Origin of the sequence: Streptomyces soli, from assembly GCF_003999195.1 — a bacterium.
GTDB lineage: Bacteria > Actinomycetota > Actinomycetes > Streptomycetales > Streptomycetaceae > Actinacidiphila > Actinacidiphila soli.
This window is the reverse complement of record NZ_RJVR01000177.1, coordinates 1-13583: the sequence shown is the minus strand read 5'-3', so window position 1 is coordinate 13583 and position 13583 is coordinate 1. Positions and strand designations below refer to the sequence as shown.

Annotated in this window: 18 protein-coding genes and 6 pseudogenes; 12 read left to right on the top strand and 12 right to left on the bottom strand. The window is 70.9% G+C overall.

Annotation, left to right across the window (positions count from 1 at the left end; genetic code table 11):
- Window positions 1–224 precede the first annotated feature (224 nt).
- Both EFK10_RS15465 and EFK10_RS52075 read left to right on the top strand, forming a co-directional pair.
- Window positions 225–572: an ArsR/SmtB family transcription factor gene (locus tag EFK10_RS15465; RefSeq protein WP_127356267.1), complete on the top strand. Its 348-nt coding sequence runs from the start codon at window positions 225–227 to the stop codon at window positions 570–572.
- Window positions 569–754, top strand: coding sequence for a DUF6126 family protein (locus EFK10_RS52075; protein ID WP_127356266.1), 186 nt, complete (start codon window positions 569–571; stop codon window positions 752–754). Before EFK10_RS15465 ends, EFK10_RS52075 begins: the two co-directional genes overlap by 4 nt.
- 50 nt (window positions 755–804) lie before the next feature.
- On the opposite strand, the gene EFK10_RS15455 is transcribed toward EFK10_RS52075, so the two are convergent.
- The 4 genes and pseudogenes from EFK10_RS15455 to EFK10_RS15440 all read right to left on the bottom strand — a co-directional run bounded on the left by EFK10_RS15455 (window position 805) and on the right by EFK10_RS15440 (window position 3955).
- Window positions 805–1827: a hydrogenase large subunit gene (locus tag EFK10_RS15455; RefSeq protein ID WP_240677235.1), complete on the bottom strand. Its 1023-nt coding sequence runs from the start codon at window positions 1825–1827 to the stop codon at window positions 805–807.
- A 133-nt stretch (window positions 1828–1960) separates the two neighbouring features.
- Window positions 1961–2632 (bottom strand): annotated as a pseudogene (locus tag EFK10_RS50210) (proton-conducting transporter transmembrane domain-containing protein); the annotation flags it as partial.
- Between the two features lie 428 nt (window positions 2633–3060).
- Window positions 3061–3543 (bottom strand): NADH-quinone oxidoreductase subunit B family protein, encoded by a 483-nt coding sequence (locus tag EFK10_RS15445; protein ID WP_127356265.1) that lies wholly within the window; start codon window positions 3541–3543, stop codon window positions 3061–3063.
- Window positions 3544–3604: 61 nt separating this feature from the next.
- Window positions 3605–3955: an ArsR/SmtB family transcription factor gene (locus EFK10_RS15440; RefSeq protein ID WP_127356264.1), complete on the bottom strand. Its 351-nt coding sequence runs from the start codon at window positions 3953–3955 to the stop codon at window positions 3605–3607.
- Between the two features lie 153 nt (window positions 3956–4108).
- Between EFK10_RS15440 and EFK10_RS15435 the strand changes: the two genes are divergently transcribed.
- Both EFK10_RS15435 and EFK10_RS15430 read left to right on the top strand, forming a co-directional pair.
- Window positions 4109–4327 carry a hypothetical protein gene (locus EFK10_RS15435; RefSeq protein WP_127356263.1) on the top strand — a complete coding sequence of 73 codons (219 nt, stop codon included), beginning with the start codon at window positions 4109–4111 and terminating at the stop codon, window positions 4325–4327.
- Window positions 4324–4665, top strand: a complete 342-nt coding sequence (locus EFK10_RS15430) for a hypothetical protein (protein ID WP_127356262.1) — start codon at window positions 4324–4326, stop codon at window positions 4663–4665. The genes EFK10_RS15435 and EFK10_RS15430 overlap by 4 nt, the downstream gene beginning before the upstream one ends.
- 7 nt (window positions 4666–4672) lie before the next feature.
- Here the strand turns inward: EFK10_RS15430 and EFK10_RS15425 are convergent, their stop codons facing one another.
- The 7 genes and pseudogenes from EFK10_RS15425 to EFK10_RS50205 all read right to left on the bottom strand — a co-directional run.
- Complete coding sequence (locus EFK10_RS15425; RefSeq protein WP_240677234.1) at window positions 4673–5086, bottom strand: STAS domain-containing protein; 414 nt, start codon at window positions 5084–5086, stop codon at window positions 4673–4675.
- Window positions 5087–5109: 23 nt separating this feature from the next.
- Window positions 5110–5496 (bottom strand): ATP-binding protein, encoded by a 387-nt coding sequence (locus EFK10_RS15420; protein WP_127356282.1) that lies wholly within the window; start codon window positions 5494–5496, stop codon window positions 5110–5112.
- Between the two features lie 29 nt (window positions 5497–5525).
- Entirely contained in the window at window positions 5526–5987 is a 462-nt protein-coding gene (locus tag EFK10_RS15415; protein WP_127356261.1) for a pyridoxamine 5'-phosphate oxidase family protein, read from the bottom strand.
- Window positions 5984–7702, bottom strand: a complete 1719-nt coding sequence (locus tag EFK10_RS15410; protein WP_407647083.1) for a SulP family inorganic anion transporter — start codon at window positions 7700–7702, stop codon at window positions 5984–5986. Before EFK10_RS15410 ends, EFK10_RS15415 begins: the two co-directional genes overlap by 4 nt.
- Window positions 7699–8040 (bottom strand): ArsR/SmtB family transcription factor, encoded by a 342-nt coding sequence (locus EFK10_RS15405; RefSeq protein WP_127356260.1) that lies wholly within the window; start codon window positions 8038–8040, stop codon window positions 7699–7701. Before EFK10_RS15405 ends, EFK10_RS15410 begins: the two co-directional genes overlap by 4 nt.
- 337 nt (window positions 8041–8377) lie before the next feature.
- The gene (locus EFK10_RS15400) at window positions 8378–8803 is read right to left on the bottom strand and encodes an Hsp20/alpha crystallin family protein (RefSeq protein WP_127356259.1); all 426 of its coding nucleotides are present in this window, start codon (window positions 8801–8803) and stop codon (window positions 8378–8380) included.
- 153 nt (window positions 8804–8956) lie between these two features.
- Window positions 8957–9058 (bottom strand): annotated as a pseudogene (locus EFK10_RS50205) (Lrp/AsnC family transcriptional regulator); the annotation flags it as partial.
- A 103-nt stretch (window positions 9059–9161) separates the two neighbouring features.
- Between EFK10_RS50205 and EFK10_RS53275 the strand changes: the two are divergent.
- Window positions 9162–9533: pseudogene (locus EFK10_RS53275) on the top strand (acetyl-coenzyme A synthetase N-terminal domain-containing protein); the annotation flags it as partial.
- Between the two features lie 73 nt (window positions 9534–9606).
- On the opposite strand, the pseudogene EFK10_RS15390 reads toward EFK10_RS53275, so the two are convergent.
- Window positions 9607–9729 (bottom strand): annotated as a pseudogene (locus EFK10_RS15390) (phosphoketolase family protein); the annotation flags it as partial.
- A gap of 121 nt (window positions 9730–9850) precedes the next feature.
- Between EFK10_RS15390 and EFK10_RS15385 the strand changes: the two are divergent.
- The 7 genes and pseudogenes from EFK10_RS15385 (at window position 9851) to EFK10_RS15360 (ending at window position 13530) form a co-directional block, all read left to right on the top strand.
- Entirely contained in the window at window positions 9851–10504 is a 654-nt protein-coding gene (locus EFK10_RS15385) for a CBS domain-containing protein (protein ID WP_127356280.1), read from the top strand.
- Window positions 10505–10631: 127 nt separating this feature from the next.
- Window positions 10632–10967, top strand: a pseudogene (locus EFK10_RS52655) (GNAT family N-acetyltransferase); the annotation flags it as partial.
- A gap of 250 nt (window positions 10968–11217) precedes the next feature.
- A pseudogene (locus tag EFK10_RS53270) lies at window positions 11218–11538 on the top strand (acetate--CoA ligase family protein); the annotation flags it as partial.
- The gene (locus EFK10_RS15370; protein WP_127356258.1) at window positions 11535–12251 is read left to right on the top strand and encodes a CBS domain-containing protein; all 717 of its coding nucleotides are present in this window, start codon (window positions 11535–11537) and stop codon (window positions 12249–12251) included. The pseudogene EFK10_RS53270 and the gene EFK10_RS15370, both read left to right, overlap by 4 nt.
- A gap of 59 nt (window positions 12252–12310) precedes the next feature.
- Window positions 12311–12436: an SHOCT domain-containing protein gene (locus tag EFK10_RS52070; RefSeq protein WP_265737514.1), complete on the top strand. Its 126-nt coding sequence runs from the start codon at window positions 12311–12313 to the stop codon at window positions 12434–12436.
- A 2-nt stretch (window positions 12437–12438) separates the two neighbouring features.
- A complete protein-coding gene (locus EFK10_RS15365) occupies window positions 12439–12927 on the top strand; it encodes a flavodoxin domain-containing protein (RefSeq protein WP_240677233.1) in 489 nt (162 codons plus the stop codon).
- Between the two features lie 141 nt (window positions 12928–13068).
- Entirely contained in the window at window positions 13069–13530 is a 462-nt protein-coding gene (locus EFK10_RS15360) for a Crp/Fnr family transcriptional regulator (RefSeq protein WP_127356256.1), read from the top strand.
- The last annotated feature ends 53 nt before the right edge of the window (window positions 13531–13583 follow it).

The following is a 13583-nucleotide window of genomic DNA, read 5'->3' as shown; positions in this document are numbered from 1 at the left end:
AGCGAGCACGCGGGGCGAGGGCCGTTCGTCCCCGAGCCCGGACTTTCCCGTAAGCCGGCCGGGTCAGACACGTGGCTGCGGCTGGCCGGGGAAAGGAACCCATGGCCAGGACCGCCTTCCTGAAGAAGGCCTGAGCCCGCCCCGTCGGTGGGGCGTGGCCGCGTCCCGTAGGATTGAAGAGTTCTTCAATTCGCCAGATACCGTGCGGACAGGAGTTGATCGAGGTGCAGGTTCCGCTGTACCAGGCGAAGGCGGAGTTCTTCCGGATGCTGGGGCATCCGGTGCGCATCCGGGTCCTTGAGCTTCTGCAGGGCGGGCCGATGCCGGTACGGGAGCTGCTGGCCGCGATCGAGATCGAGCCGTCGAACCTCTCCCAGCAGTTGGCCGTGCTGCGCCGCTCCGGCATCGTCACTGCCACCCGAAGCAGCTCGACGGTGGTGTACGAGCTGGCGGGCGGCGATGTCGCCGAACTACTGCGGGCCGCACGGCGGATCCTGACCGAGTTGCTGGCCGGCCAGGAGGATCTGCTGGCCGAGCTGCGGCAGAGCGAGATGACGGGGGACATAGCATGAGCGACGACGCCGAACCCGCCGCCGAACGCACCGCCGAGGCCCCCGCGAGCAACGGGGCGGGCACCGAGAAATACAAGCAGAGAGCAGTGCTGCTGCGGGTCATGATCTACATTTTCGCCACTCACCTGTTTGCGGGATTCGTGATCCTGCTCTTCTATTTGGGCCAGCACGCTCATAAATGACTTTCGGCGAACGTTACAGTTCGTTTCCCGCATAGGAGAGATTGAAGCTCTTATTCGTCAACGGGAAGTCCGGGACAATTGTGTCGGCGAGCGCGACGGGCAGCGCGGGCCAGTTGAAGAAGGACGGATCGACGGGCTTGACCCGGCTCAAGGTCCCGTCGGGGGCAAGTTCGACGCGGGTGATGATGGTGCCGCGCCAGCCCTCCACGATGGCGGTGCCGGAGCGGGTCCCGTCGCCGCCTGGCGCCCGGAACGACCGCCGCTCCGGGCGCCAGGCCCTCCGTGAAGTGCTCGACCAGCGCCAGCGAGGCCTCGATCTCCTCGGCCCGGATCAGGAAGCGGGCCAGCACGTCACCGCCGGTGTGGACGGGAACGGTGAGCGCCTCCCCGTAGTCGCACAACGGGTGGGCGGTGCGGGCGTCGCCGGGCAGACCGCTGGCCCGGGCCACGTAGCCCAGGCAGCCGATGTCACGGGCGGCTTCGGCGGACAGGACGGCAGTGCCGGTGAAGCGGTCGCGTACGGTGCCGTGGCCGAGCGCCAGCGCGACGATCTCGCGGATGTCGTTGCGAAAGGCCCGCATTCGCGCCGGATCGGGGACGGATCGCAGGACCGCGCCGCCGGGGACGACGCCGCCGCGCAGCAGGCGGTGGCCGGTGGTGTCGTGGTTCAGTCGCAGCAGCTGCTCGCGGATGCGCTGGGCGTGGGCGTTGAGGATACCGTGGCCGACGTCGTTGCACAGCGCGCCGAGGTCGGCGACGTGGTTGTGGAGTCGCTCCAGCTCCAGCAGCAGGGCTCGGGCCCGGCGTGCCTGCTCGGGCACGGGGGCGCCAGTGGCCTCCTCGACGGCCAGGCAGTAGGCGAGGGCGTGGCCGACGGCGGTGTCGCCGCTGATCCGTTCGGCGAGCGGCAGGCCGCGCTCGATGGTGCGGCCCTGGAAGAGTTTCTCGATGCCCTTGTCGACGAACCACAGCCGGGCTTTGAGCTTGAGGATGGTCTCGCCGACCACGGAAAAGCGGAAGTGACCGGGCTCGATCAGCCCCGCGTGGACCGGGCCGACCGGGATCTCGTACACGCCGTCGCCCTCCACCTCCAGGAAGGGGTACGGCCCTTCGGGGCGGGCGAAGGCCGGCGGCGGTCCGGCGTCCGGCCGTCCACGGCATCCGGGCCCGCAGGCCGCCCATCGCGTCCAGGTCGCGCAGCCCGGTGGCGCGCAGCACCGAACCCGCCGCGCAGAACAACAGCGCCTTGAATGCCGAGTGGTTGACGACGTGCAGCAGCGCGGCGGTCAGCGCGAGCGCCGCCAGGGCGCGGGCGCCAGCGTCGGCGAACATGCCTGCCGCGCCCAGGCCGATCAGCACCAGCCCCATGTTCTCGCTGGTCGAGTACGCCAGCAGGCGTTTGAGGTCGGACGCCATCGCGGCCTGCAGGATCCCGTACACCGCCGAGAGCGCCCCCGCCCCGAGCACCAGCAGCCACCACCAGCGCGGGCCGCCGCCCAGCAGGGCGAAGCCGGTCCGGACGATGCCGTAGACCCCCTGATTCACCATCGCGGCGCTCATCAGGGCCGAGACATGGCTGGGCGCCTCGGGATGCGCGCGCGGCAGCGGGGCGTGCAGTGGCACCATGCCCGCCTTGGACGCGAAGCCGGTCGCGGTGAGCACGAATACGGTGCCCCGCACGGCCGGTGACATCCCGTCTGCCCCGGACCGCAGCGCCGCGAAGGTCTCGCCGCCGGCCTTCGCCGCGAAGAGCGCCAGCCCCGCCAGCAGCAGCACCAGACCGAAATGGGTCATCACCGCATACCAGACCCCGGCCTCCCGGACCGAGGGGCGCTGCTGGTGCTCGGCCAGCACCAGCAGCAGCGAGGTGAGCGCCATCAGCTCCCACAGCAGCAGGAACGTCGACACGCTCGCGGCCGCCGGTACGAGCACGAGGGTGAGCGCGAAGACCGGCAGGACGGCCTGCACGCCACGCGAGTCGAGGCCGTGCCCGGTCCCGTGCCCCGTCGAATAGCCGATCCCGTAGACGGCAACCGCGCAGACCACCGCGCAGACCACCGCGATGAACAGTCCGGACAGGGGGTCCACCCCCAGATGCGTTCCGGCCAGCGGCAGCAGATCCGGGATCTGCGCCGACCAGCGCGTGCCGGCCAGGGCCGCGACCCCGGCGGCGAGTCCGGCCGCGCCTAGCCCGGCAGTGCACCCGCCGACCGCCGCGGCCCGCACCCGCTCCGGCGCCAGCAGACCCGCGACCACTCCTGCCCCGGCCAGGCCCGCCGCGGCAGCCAGCGCCGACGCGACCACGTTCACCGGCCGGTCACGGTGCGAAGCGCCACCACGATCTTCGCCGGCTCCGGCGGGCAGCCGGGCACTTCCAGGTCCACCGGTACGACCTCGGAGACGGCGCCCTCGACCCCGTAACCCCCGGCGAATTCACCGCAGTTCAGCGCGCAGTCGCCGACCGCGACCACCAGTCGGGGCTCCGGGGTCGCGGCGACCGTGCGGCGCAGCGGTTCCGCCATGTTGCGGGTGACCGGGCCCGTCACCAGCAGCACATCCGCGTGCCGGGGCGAGGCGACCAGCCGCGCACCGTACCGCTCGGCGTCGCAGACCGGGCCGAAGGCCATGCCGATCTCGATCTCGCAGCCGTTGCAGGAGCCCGCGTCGACGTGCCGCACCTGGGCCGAGCCACACAGCCCGCGCGCGGCGGGCGGGGGCTCTGCGACCGGGCGCGGCGGCGCGGACTCGGCCACCCGCCCGGTGTTGCGGATCTTGCGCAGCAGATTCATCACGGCCCCCAACAGGTGCTACTGGTCGACAGTGTCAGTGCCTCGCGTTGTCCAGGGCCGGCTACGGAGGCCCTTCGCGGTCCGGGGACGCGGCGCGCAGGTCTGCCAGCAGTTCGGCCTGGCCCGCCAGCACCCCGGACAGGATCGCCCGAGCGACCCGTAGCAGCTCGGCCACCTGAGGACTGGCCAGCGAGTAGTAAACGGTCGAACCCTCCTTGCGGGTTACGACCAGATTCGCCCGGCGCAGCACAGCGAGCTGCTGGGACAGTTGGGCGGCCTCTATTCCGACCTGCGGGATCATCTCCGAGACGGCGTGCTCGCGCTCGCTGAGCAGCTCCAGTGCCCGGATCCGGGCCGGATGCCCGAGCGTCTTGAAGAACTCCGCCTTGAGCTGGTAGAGCGGCGTACTCAAGGTCGCTCCTCCGTACCTGCCGTACGCGCCACGCATCGACCCCATCCGTACCTCGTTGCCATGCGGCCTATCCTGCCGCGCCACGCCAAAGGTGACGGCCTAGCTAATTGCTAAGATTAGCAATTAGCTAGCTGAAGAGAGGAGGGAGGCACGATGAGAGTCACCCCGCTGCGCGGCGCCGGCGCCGCCTTGCTGAAGTGCCCGGCCTGTCGCCTGAAGTGCCGCCCGACCGCCACTGCCCCGGAGGGGTCCTGCCCGAATTGCGGGCACGCGCGCCTGCTGCGGGTGGACGTCCTGCGCGGCCGCATCAGCCCGGCCCGGATGGCCACGGCCCACGCGGACCAGCCCGCTGACGAAGAGCAGACCCCGTGAGCTGGAACCACGAGCACCGCGACGGCGTCGACGTCCTGAGCCTGATCGGCTACCTGCGCGACGAGGCCGTCGATCGCCTCACCGGTGCCGTCGGCTGGGTCCTGGCCCGCAGCACCGGCCCGATCACCGTGGACATCACCGGACTGCGCGGCTGGAGCGCAGCCGGCGAGCAGGCGGTGCACGCCGTGGAACAGCTGCGCGCCCACCCGAGCCCGCTGGCCCTGTGCGGACTGGAGCGCCTGCCCGCCGCCGGCATCACCGGCGAACGGCTGGCCCCGTTGTCGCTCTATCCCGACCTGGCGACAGCACTGCGTGATCTGGGCACGTCCTCCCGCTGACGGATCCTCACGCCCAGCCGTCCGAGCGCCATTGCCGCTGCTCGGCAGGCTCATCGAGGGTCGCGCCGTGCGCGGCCAGGGCGGTGGCCAGGTCCGCATGCACGGGGAGGAAGGGGGTCCCGTTGTAGATGACGGCGGCGGTGCCGTCGGCGGGGATCGCGGAAAGCTGCAGCTGCCGGTCGTGCCCGGCCAGGCGGCGGGCGGCCGTGACGATAGCTGCCTGCCCTTCGGGCGACCAGGTGTGCAGGGCGGCCAGGTCGAGGATGAGCGGGCCGGTTCCGTGGGCCAGGGCCCAGCCGACGGCGCCGCTGAAGCGGTCGGCGGTGGCGGCGTCGAGGTGGCCGGCCAGTGCCAGGATGCCCAGGTCGTCACGGGCGGTGTAGCGCCACTGGCAGGTCACGGGTGCGGTCGCGGTACGCATGGGGAACGGCTCTCTCGACAGGGTTACTGCAGGGGAAGGGTGATCCAGATGCTCTTGCCGCCGCCGTCGGCGTCGGGTCGGAGCGTGGCGGTGCCGCCGAGTTCGGCGGTGAGTTCGACGATCATGGCCAGGCCGCCGGCCGGCTTGGCAAGCCTGATCAGGTCCGGCTGGCGCGGGTGGCGGTCGTGGACGGCGAACGCGAGGACGCCTTCGTCGGCGGCGTAGATGACGTCGAGGGCGGCGCTTGACTCTGCGGCGTGCCTGACGCAGTTGGTGACCAACTCACTGAGGATGAGCAGGGCCGGACCGACGACGGGGTGTCCCGGGTTGACGCCCCAGCAGCCGTAGACGTATTCAGCGGTGCGGCGTGCCATCGCCACCGAGGCCGGTTCCGGCGGCAGGGTGAGCATGTGGCGGTGCCGGAGGGCTGCGTGGCGGGTCACGGGGTCCGCGGCCTGCCGCTGGTGTCGCCGGGGGTCGAGGTGGCGGTCTCGGTGATATCGCCCAGCCGGTAGCCATTCACATTCTGCGGGCGAATGCGCAGCAGCGTGTCGTGCGGCCCGTGCGCCCAGCCAGACAGGGTGCGCAGATAGTGAGCCGTCTCATGGGGGTCGGTGACCACCTCAGCGGATCCGGTGGCGCTGACCAACCAGCCGCGCCCGGTCACCGAGTGGACGTGATCGGCGTGATACGCCACCACGGTCGACGTTCCGGTGAAAGCCGAGGCCGCAACCGGGGCACGGACGATCAGGCGGCCGTACTCCAGCACATGCGCGGCCGGGCGGACCATCGGCACGGCCCGCTGGACGTAAACCAGCCGCCCTGATGCGCTGCCTTCGAGCAGCCAGAGGGCCTCGGCGCCGGAGACCTCGATCATGCGCCGGAGGGAGGGGGTGGTCATCGGGCTGCCTCCTCGGGGACATCGCTCCGCAGCTGCGCGGGAACGGGAAGCACCCCGGCACAGTGCAGGTGGGTACGGGCGGCGCGGATCGCGTCCGGGGTGGTGGCGTACATCCGGCCGCCGACGCGCAGCGTGTCCAGGACGCCCAGGGAATCCAGGGTGCGCAGCTGACCGGGCCTGATCCCGGACGCCATCACGGTGATGCCGCGCCGCTTGAGCTTGTCGATGGCGTCCTTGAGCACCAGGGCGCCAGTGGCGTCCAACGTGCTCACCCGGGACATCCGCAGGATGACCACCCGCACGTCGGCGACCTCGGCCAGCTCCAGCAGGAAGCGGTGCGCGGCGGCGAAGAACAGCGGGCCGTCGATCCGGTACGCCACGATGTGCTCGGCGAGCAGCGCGTGTTCCTCCTCGCCGTGGTCACCCCGGTCGAGCGGCACCTGGTCCAGGCGGGCCTGCTTGGCCACCGCGCGCAGCGCGAGCGCGCCGGCCACGCCCATGCCGATGAGCACGGCCTTGACCAGGTCCAGGGCGAGCGTGGCCGCCGCCGTCAGCACCAGGATCACCGCGTCAGAGCGAGTGGCGCGCATCATGGCCCGCAGGCTCGCGACCTCGATCATGCGGATCGCGGTGGCGATCAGCACCCCGGCCAGCGCCGCCAGCGGGATACCGGCCACCAGCGGGGCGGCGGCGAAGACGATCACTGCCAGCACCGCAGCGTGCACGAGCGCGGCCAGCCGCGAGCTCGCGCCCGAGCGGACGTTGACCGCGGTGCGGGCGATCGCGCCGGTGGCCGCGACACCGCCGAACAGTGGGGCTGCGATGTTGGCCAGGCCCTGCCCGAACAGCTCCTTGTTGCTGTCGTGGCGCTGCCCCACGCTCATCGCGTCCGCCGCACTCGCCGACATCAGCGACTCCAGCGCGGCCAGCGCCGCCACCGCCACCGCCGGGGGCAGGAGCGACGGCACCTCGGACGGATGCAGGAAGGCCAGCGAGGGGGCCGGCAGCCCGGCAGGCAGATGCCCGATGGTCACAGCATCCAGGCGCATTGCCTTAGCTGCGACCGTGGCGGCGATCACCGCGATCAGGGAGAACGGCACGGTCGGCTTCCAGCGCGCACCGGCCAACATCAGCACGACCACCCCGGCAGCCAGGCCAATGGCCGTCCAGTTCGGCTGCCCTACGAACTCCTCGACCGCGCGCCACGCGATGGCCACGACCTTCTCGCCCTCCGGCTTCGGCACGCCCAGCGCGTTGGGCACCTGCTGCAGCCCGATGACGCCCGCGATGCCCAGCGTGAAGCCCTCGATCACGGGGGCCGGGACGTAGCTCATGTACCGCCCGGCCCGGGCCACGGCGAGCCCGACCATCATCAGTCCGGCCAGCAGCCCCACGGCGAGCACTCCGCCGGTCCCGTACTGGGCCACGATCGGCACCAAGACCACGGTCATCGCCCCAGTCGGGCCCGACACCTGGAGATTGGACCCGCCGAACACCGCCGCCAGGGTGCCGGCCACCACCGCCGTGGCCAGCCCCGCGGCCGCCCCAGCACCGGAGGAGATCCCGAAGCCCAGCGCGAGTGGCAGTGCCACGATCGCCACGGTGAGTCCGGCAAGAACGTCCCGACGCGGGTCACGGCCCATGCGTGCGAGGTCGGCGCGGGCCGGCAGCAGGTCGCGAACCGGACCCCAGGCCCGATCGAGAAGGGAACTCACTTGGAGACGACCTCGGCTTCCCGCAACTCGGCCAGCAGCTCGTGCCGCCCGGTGAGCATCTCGGTCAGGATCCGGCGCGCCGCCCGCAGCAGCTCCGCCACATCCCCGCCGGTCAGCGCGTACACCACCGTCGAACCCTCACGGCTCGACATCACGATCCCCGACCGGCGCAGCACCGCCAGCTGCTGGGACAGCGCCGACGGCTCGACCTCGATCCGCGCCAGCAGCTCCCGTACCGGCATCGACCCGTCCTGCAGCAGCTCCAGCACCCGGATCCGCACCGGATGCCCGAGCATGCGGAAGAAGTCCGCCTTGGCCTGATACAGCGGCACCGACACCGGTTCCCCAGTCCCTATTCCTCGTCGCCCCCGGTCCGGGGTGCGCGGCATGGTGCTGCGCCTGCGGCTACCTACGAGCACAGCCACAACAGCATGTAGCGAATTGATGATTTTTGCAATTCTAGTCCTGATGGGGCAACCAAAGGCTCCGGTGCAGCGGCCTCCGCGGCTTCAGGGGCATGCTGGCACCGGCGTCCTGGGCCGCCCCGCTATCGACAGCTACGGACGCCTGGAAGCCGACGAGAAAGCGGGTGTGGCAGCAGATGCGCATGGCGGGCGAAGGCCGTTCGGCGCCTTGCCGTCTGCCGGGTACGTTCCGATGCCCGCGTTCCGATGGTCAGCCGTGCTTGACCTCGATGTGCTGGGGCTGCGTCTTCTCCTCGCCGAGTCCCACGCTGACGGTGAGCATCCCGTCGGTGTACTCGGCGCGAATGTCGTCCGCCTTCGCGCCCTTGGGCAGGGCGACACTGCGGCTCAGGGACCCGTACCGGATCTCGCGGCGGTGCTTGTCGACCTCGCGCTCACTGCGCTCGGCCTTTATGGTGAGGACGCCCTCCTCGACCGTGACATCCAGGTCCTTGTTTGGGTCGATGCCGGGAATCTCCGCACGGATGACGTACCGGTCATCCTGGGTGTAATCCTCAATCTTCATGTCGTACAGGTCGGCCAGTGGAGACCAGCCGAATCGCGGTGGGAACGACTCGAACCACTCGGGCAGGTCCGGGAACGGGAACCGGTGCTGCCGGCGTGCAATGGCAGGCATGACAGCTGCCTCCTTCGTTTCCTCGGCAAGGTTCCGACACCTTCAGTCCACCACCGGGCCCCACCCTGCGACAGGGGCCGGACGGGCCCAAGGCCAGCGAGTCACCCGGGGCGTCCGCGCCAGCAGCGCCACGCTTGCTCCATAAGCCGCTGGCTAGAGCTGTGCAATCGGGCAGGTCAGGGTGCGGAAGACGCCCTCGACCTGCTGGATCCGTGCGATCACCAGGCGGCCCAGGTCGTCCACAGCGTTCGCCCGCCAGTGCGCCTGCGGAGCCGAACTGCGCGAATTCTGAGTCTCCGCGAGTCTGCTCGCGGACGGTTAGCGGCCGGGCCTGCGACCCGCCGCCGCGGCTATTCCAGTGGGAGGTCGAACCCATGGCGGCAGAAGGCCCCCGGCCAGGTTCATCGCCCAGGCGAACGCGGGCGACCCGGCCATCATTGAGCGGTTCGGCGAGGAGCACTTCCCCGAGTGCTTCAAGGAGTACGCGGACCTGCTCAGCTGGGACACCTACTGGCACACGACCTTGGACACCAGCCACCCACCGTTCTGGCAGTGGTTCGTGGGCGGCCGCTTGAACGCTTCCTACAACTGCGTCGACCGGCACCTTGCCACCAGCCGGAACAAGGCCGCCTTCATCTGGGTGCCCGAGCCCGAGGAGCAGGAGACCAAGGCGGTCACGTACCAGGAGCTGTACCGGCGGGTGAATGAGTTGGCCGCCCTGCTGCGCGGGTTTGGCGGCGCGGACACCGGTGACCGGGTCACCTTCCACCTGCCGATGGTGCCGGCCTTCGGGGCGGTGCGTGCCAGGCCTCCAGCATCCGCAGGTGCTCGGGGTTGTCGCGTACGGCGGACAGCGGGACCTGGTGGGCCCGCCAGGTGCCCTCGACCGGCACGCCGTCAACCTCGGCGGGGCCGGTCCAGCCCTTGGTATCGGGGACGATCGGCCGCTGGCCGGAGACCGACCGGCCCACGCACGGGCGTCCCGGCCGCGCGGACAGTGGAAGTGAAGGAACGGCACCCAGGCAGAAGGAGACGACGGTCATGACCATGCAGCACCGTTGCGTCAGCGACCTGATGACGAGAGACGTCGTTCGCGCCGGCCGGGACACGACCTTCAAGGAGATCGCCAAGGTCCTTGCGGAGTACGACATAACGGCCGTCCCCGTGGTGGACGACGGGGATCGCCCCGTGGGCGTGGTGTCCGAAGCCGATCTGCTGCGCAAGGAAGCACAGCAGCCGGACCCGGCGGGGCTACTACGCGCCGCGACGCATACGCCGACTGCGGACCACGCCAAGGCCGAGGCGGTCACGGCCGAGGGGCTGATGACCAGCCCGATCGTCATCGCCCGCCCGCAGTGGACCGTCGTGGAAGCGGCTCGGGTGATGGAGAGCAACCACGTCAAACGGCTTCCTGTGGTGGACGACGCCGGCCGGCTGATCGGCCTGGTCAGCCGCAGCGACCTACTGCGGGTCTTCCTGCGGCCGGACAGCGCCATACGTGAGGAGATCCAGGGCGATGTCCTCACGCGCACGCTGGGTCTTGCCCCGTTCGCGGTGACCGCCCACGTCGTCGACGGTCGCGTCACTTTGGACGGCACAGTAGAACAGGCGAGCCTCACCCCCGTCGTGGAGCGGCTGTGCCGCGGCGTGGACGGTGTGGTCGACGTCCATAGCCACCTGATTCACCAGCTGGACACCTGACCGACGGCGCCGAACAGCCGCCTCGATCGGGGCCGAACGGCCCCCACCCCGCCCCCGGCCAGCCCCAGCGATCCACCCGCGCGCCAGCAGATCGTAAAGGCGGCATCCGAGGAGAGGAGGGACCGCGATGACTGACATCACGCACGGCGTGCGGGAGACCCACGCGCTGCTGGCCGACGGCCGGACGGTGGAGATACGGCGCGCGCGGCCGGAGGACCACCACCAGGCGGAGCGGCTGTACGAGGAGATGTCGGCCGAGAACCTGCGGCTGCGGTTCTTCGGAGTGAGCCGGCTGTCGGGCCGGACAGCCGCAGACCGGCTCTGTGCCCTACCGCAGCCGGGCAACTGTGCTCTGATCGCCGCTTTCGGCGGACGGATCGTGGGCGTCGCCGAGTACGAGATCGGGGCGGACCCCACTTCCGCGGAGATCGCCCTGGCGGTCGCCGACGACTTCCACCACGACGGCGCGGGCACTCTGCTCCTGGAGCACCTGGTGCACGCCGCCCGTCAGAACGGCCACGGCTTTCACCGCCGACGCCCTGGCCGACAACCACCTGGTGCACAAGGTGTTCGCCGACCTGGGCCTGAACACCACACGCCACTTCGACGGCACCGAGGTCCGCTGCACCATCCGGCTCGACCCGGACGAGCACTACCTGGCAGCGGTCGACGAACGCGGCCGTACCGCCGACACGGCGAGTCTGCGGCCGTACCACGCCGCCCGCCTCGCCCCGCTCACCGACCGGGACGTACACGACCTGATCACCGCACCCCGGTGTGCCCCACTGCTGTTCGGCCACCGAGGCAGCGGACAGGTCGACCTGGGAGGACTGGAGTAGCTCCTGCTGCGCCTGTCGCAACTGGCCAGCGACCTGCCCCAGCTCGCCGAGGCGGACCTCAACCCGGTCATCGCCCGGCCCGACGGCGTTGCTGCCCTCAACGTCCGCATCCGCGTACTGCCCCGCCACGCCCACGACCCGTACCTGCGGCGCCTGCGGCTGAGAAAACCGATGCCTGAGAGGAGAACCCCGTGAAGCACCAGAAGATCGGCAACGTGATGACGAGCGACGTCGTCCGGGCGATGTACGCAACGCCGTTCAAGGAGGTCGCCGCACTGCTCGCGCAGCACCGGATCAGCGGCCTGCCGGTCGTGGACGACGACGAGAAGGTCATCGGGGTCATCTCGGAGACCGACCTGATGCTCCACCAGGCCGAGCAGGATGCCGGGCGGATGCGGCGCTTCCGCCTGACCCGCGCCGCCCGCCGGGCGGCCGCCAAGGCCCACGCCCGCACCGCCGGGCAGTTGATGTCCACCCCGCCCATCACCGTCCGCGCCGACGACTCCATCGCCCGCGCCGCCCGCACCATGGCCGAGCACCACGTCAAGCGGCTGTCCGTCCTGGACGAGGAAGACCGCCTGGTCGGCATCGTCACCTGCCGGGACCTCCTGAAGGTCTTCCTCCGCACCGACGAAGACATCCGCGCCGAGGTGATCGACGAGATCCTGGTCCGCACTCTGTGGCTCAACCGACACGCCCTCGGCGTCACCGTCACCAACGGCGTCGTCACCCTGGACGGCCAGCTGGAGCGGCAGAGCGAGGCCACCATCGCCGCACACATGACCCGCCAGATCGACGGCGTGGTCGCCGTCGTCAACCACCTCACCCACCGCTACGACGACACGCAGCTGCGCCCGGCCGAACCGGCAGTGCACGGCGTCGCCGACGACTGGCTCCGCAGGCTCTGACGGAGGGCAGAAACCGTGTACATGTACGACTACCTCATGGCCCGGCCGCCGGCCCGCACGTGCCCGGCGCGACTCCGCAGCAGCTGCTCGCCGAGCGATTCGCGCGCGGCGAGATCGACGACGACGAGTACTACCACTCGCCACCCTGGAATACGGCGGCCCGCCACCGAAGACGAGGTGAATGACCATGACCGCACAGCGCGTACTCATCGCCTACGGGACGAAGAACGGCTCCACGACCGAGATCGCAGACTGGATAGCCGAGGAACTGCGCCAGGAGGGCGTCGACACCGACGTCCGGTCCGCCGCCGCGATCCGCGACATCACTTCGTACGACGCGGTGGTGCTGGGTGCGGGCGTGTACGCGTGCCGCTGGCAGCGCGACGCCGCCGGCTTTGCCCGCCGCCACCGCAAGGCACTCGCCCGGCGGCCGGTCTGGCTGTTCAGCAGCGGCCCGCTCGACGCCTCGGCCACGGAACGCGACATCCCGGCCGCACGAGGAGCGGCCCGCATCGTCGCCCGGCTGGACGCGCGAGACCACGTGACGTTCGGCAGCAGACTCAGCGGGGGCGCCCGTGGCTTCATCGCCCGCCAGATCCTCCAGCAGGGCAAGGGCGGCGACTTCCGCGACCGCGAGCAGATCCGCGCGTGGGCCACGACATCGCCGCCGAGCTGACCGCGGCCGACGCGACGCGTGGGCCGAGCGGACGGGCGACCGGGGCCGCTCGGCCCATGCCCTGAACAGCGGCATCGTCCGACGATGGTGGTGACAGCTCTTGTCGCTGCCGAACCGACATCACTGGCCCGGAGGGCCGTCATGACCACCACCACATCAAACCTGCTCGGGGTGCTGCCCCCGGAGGGCCGCGAGCGGCTGATGGAGCTCGCCCGTGAGGTGTCCTTCCCCGCAGGCACCCGCATCTTCGAAGAAGGCCGCAAGGCCGACTGCTTCTGGATCATCCACACCGGCTCGGTCACCCTCGACCTCCACGTCCCCGGCCGCCGCGCCGCCGCCGTCGAGACCCTCGGTCCCGGCGACCTGCTCGGCTGGTCGTGGCTCTTCCCGCCGTACGCCTGGCATCTGGGCGCCGAAGCCCAAAGCCCCGTACGGGCAATGGAGTTCGACGCCACCGTGGTGCGAGCCCTGTGCGAGGCCGACCCGGTGTTCGGGCGGGCCATCTCCCGCCGGATCGCCGAGATCGTCGCGCACCGGCTGCAGGGCGCCCGCACCCGTCTGCTCGACCTGTACGGACCGCACGGCAGCGGCCCCCTGCGATGAGCGCCGTCCGGCTCACCGCCGGCCCGGTGAAGGAGGACCCCATGCATGGCACC

Bases quoted from the DNA above. Each gene is read 5' to 3' on its own strand.
- EFK10_RS15400 (WP_127356259.1), bottom strand. From the start codon at position 8,803: ATGCCTGCCATTGCACGCCGGCAGCACCGGTTCCCGTTCCCGGACCTG.
- EFK10_RS15360 (WP_127356256.1), top strand. From the start codon at position 13,069: ATGACCACCACCACATCAAACCTGCTCGGGGTGCTGCCCCCGGAGGGC.
- EFK10_RS15415 (WP_127356261.1), bottom strand. From the start codon at position 5,987: ATGACCACCCCCTCCCTCCGGCGCATGATCGAGGTCTCCGGCGCCGAG.
- EFK10_RS15435 (WP_127356263.1), top strand. From the start codon at position 4,109: ATGAGAGTCACCCCGCTGCGCGGCGCCGGCGCCGCCTTGCTGAAGTGC.
- EFK10_RS52075 (WP_127356266.1), top strand. From the start codon at position 569: ATGAGCGACGACGCCGAACCCGCCGCCGAACGCACCGCCGAGGCCCCC.
- EFK10_RS15420 (WP_127356282.1), bottom strand. From the start codon at position 5,496: ATGCTCACCCTGCCGCCGGAACCGGCCTCGGTGGCGATGGCACGCCGC.
- EFK10_RS15385 (WP_127356280.1), top strand. From the start codon at position 9,851: ATGCAGCACCGTTGCGTCAGCGACCTGATGACGAGAGACGTCGTTCGC.
- EFK10_RS15365 (WP_240677233.1), top strand. From the start codon at position 12,439: ATGACCGCACAGCGCGTACTCATCGCCTACGGGACGAAGAACGGCTCC.
- EFK10_RS15425 (WP_240677234.1), bottom strand. From the start codon at position 5,086: ATGCGTACCGCGACCGCACCCGTGACCTGCCAGTGGCGCTACACCGCC.
- EFK10_RS15445 (WP_127356265.1), bottom strand. From the start codon at position 3,543: ATGAATCTGCTGCGCAAGATCCGCAACACCGGGCGGGTGGCCGAGTCC.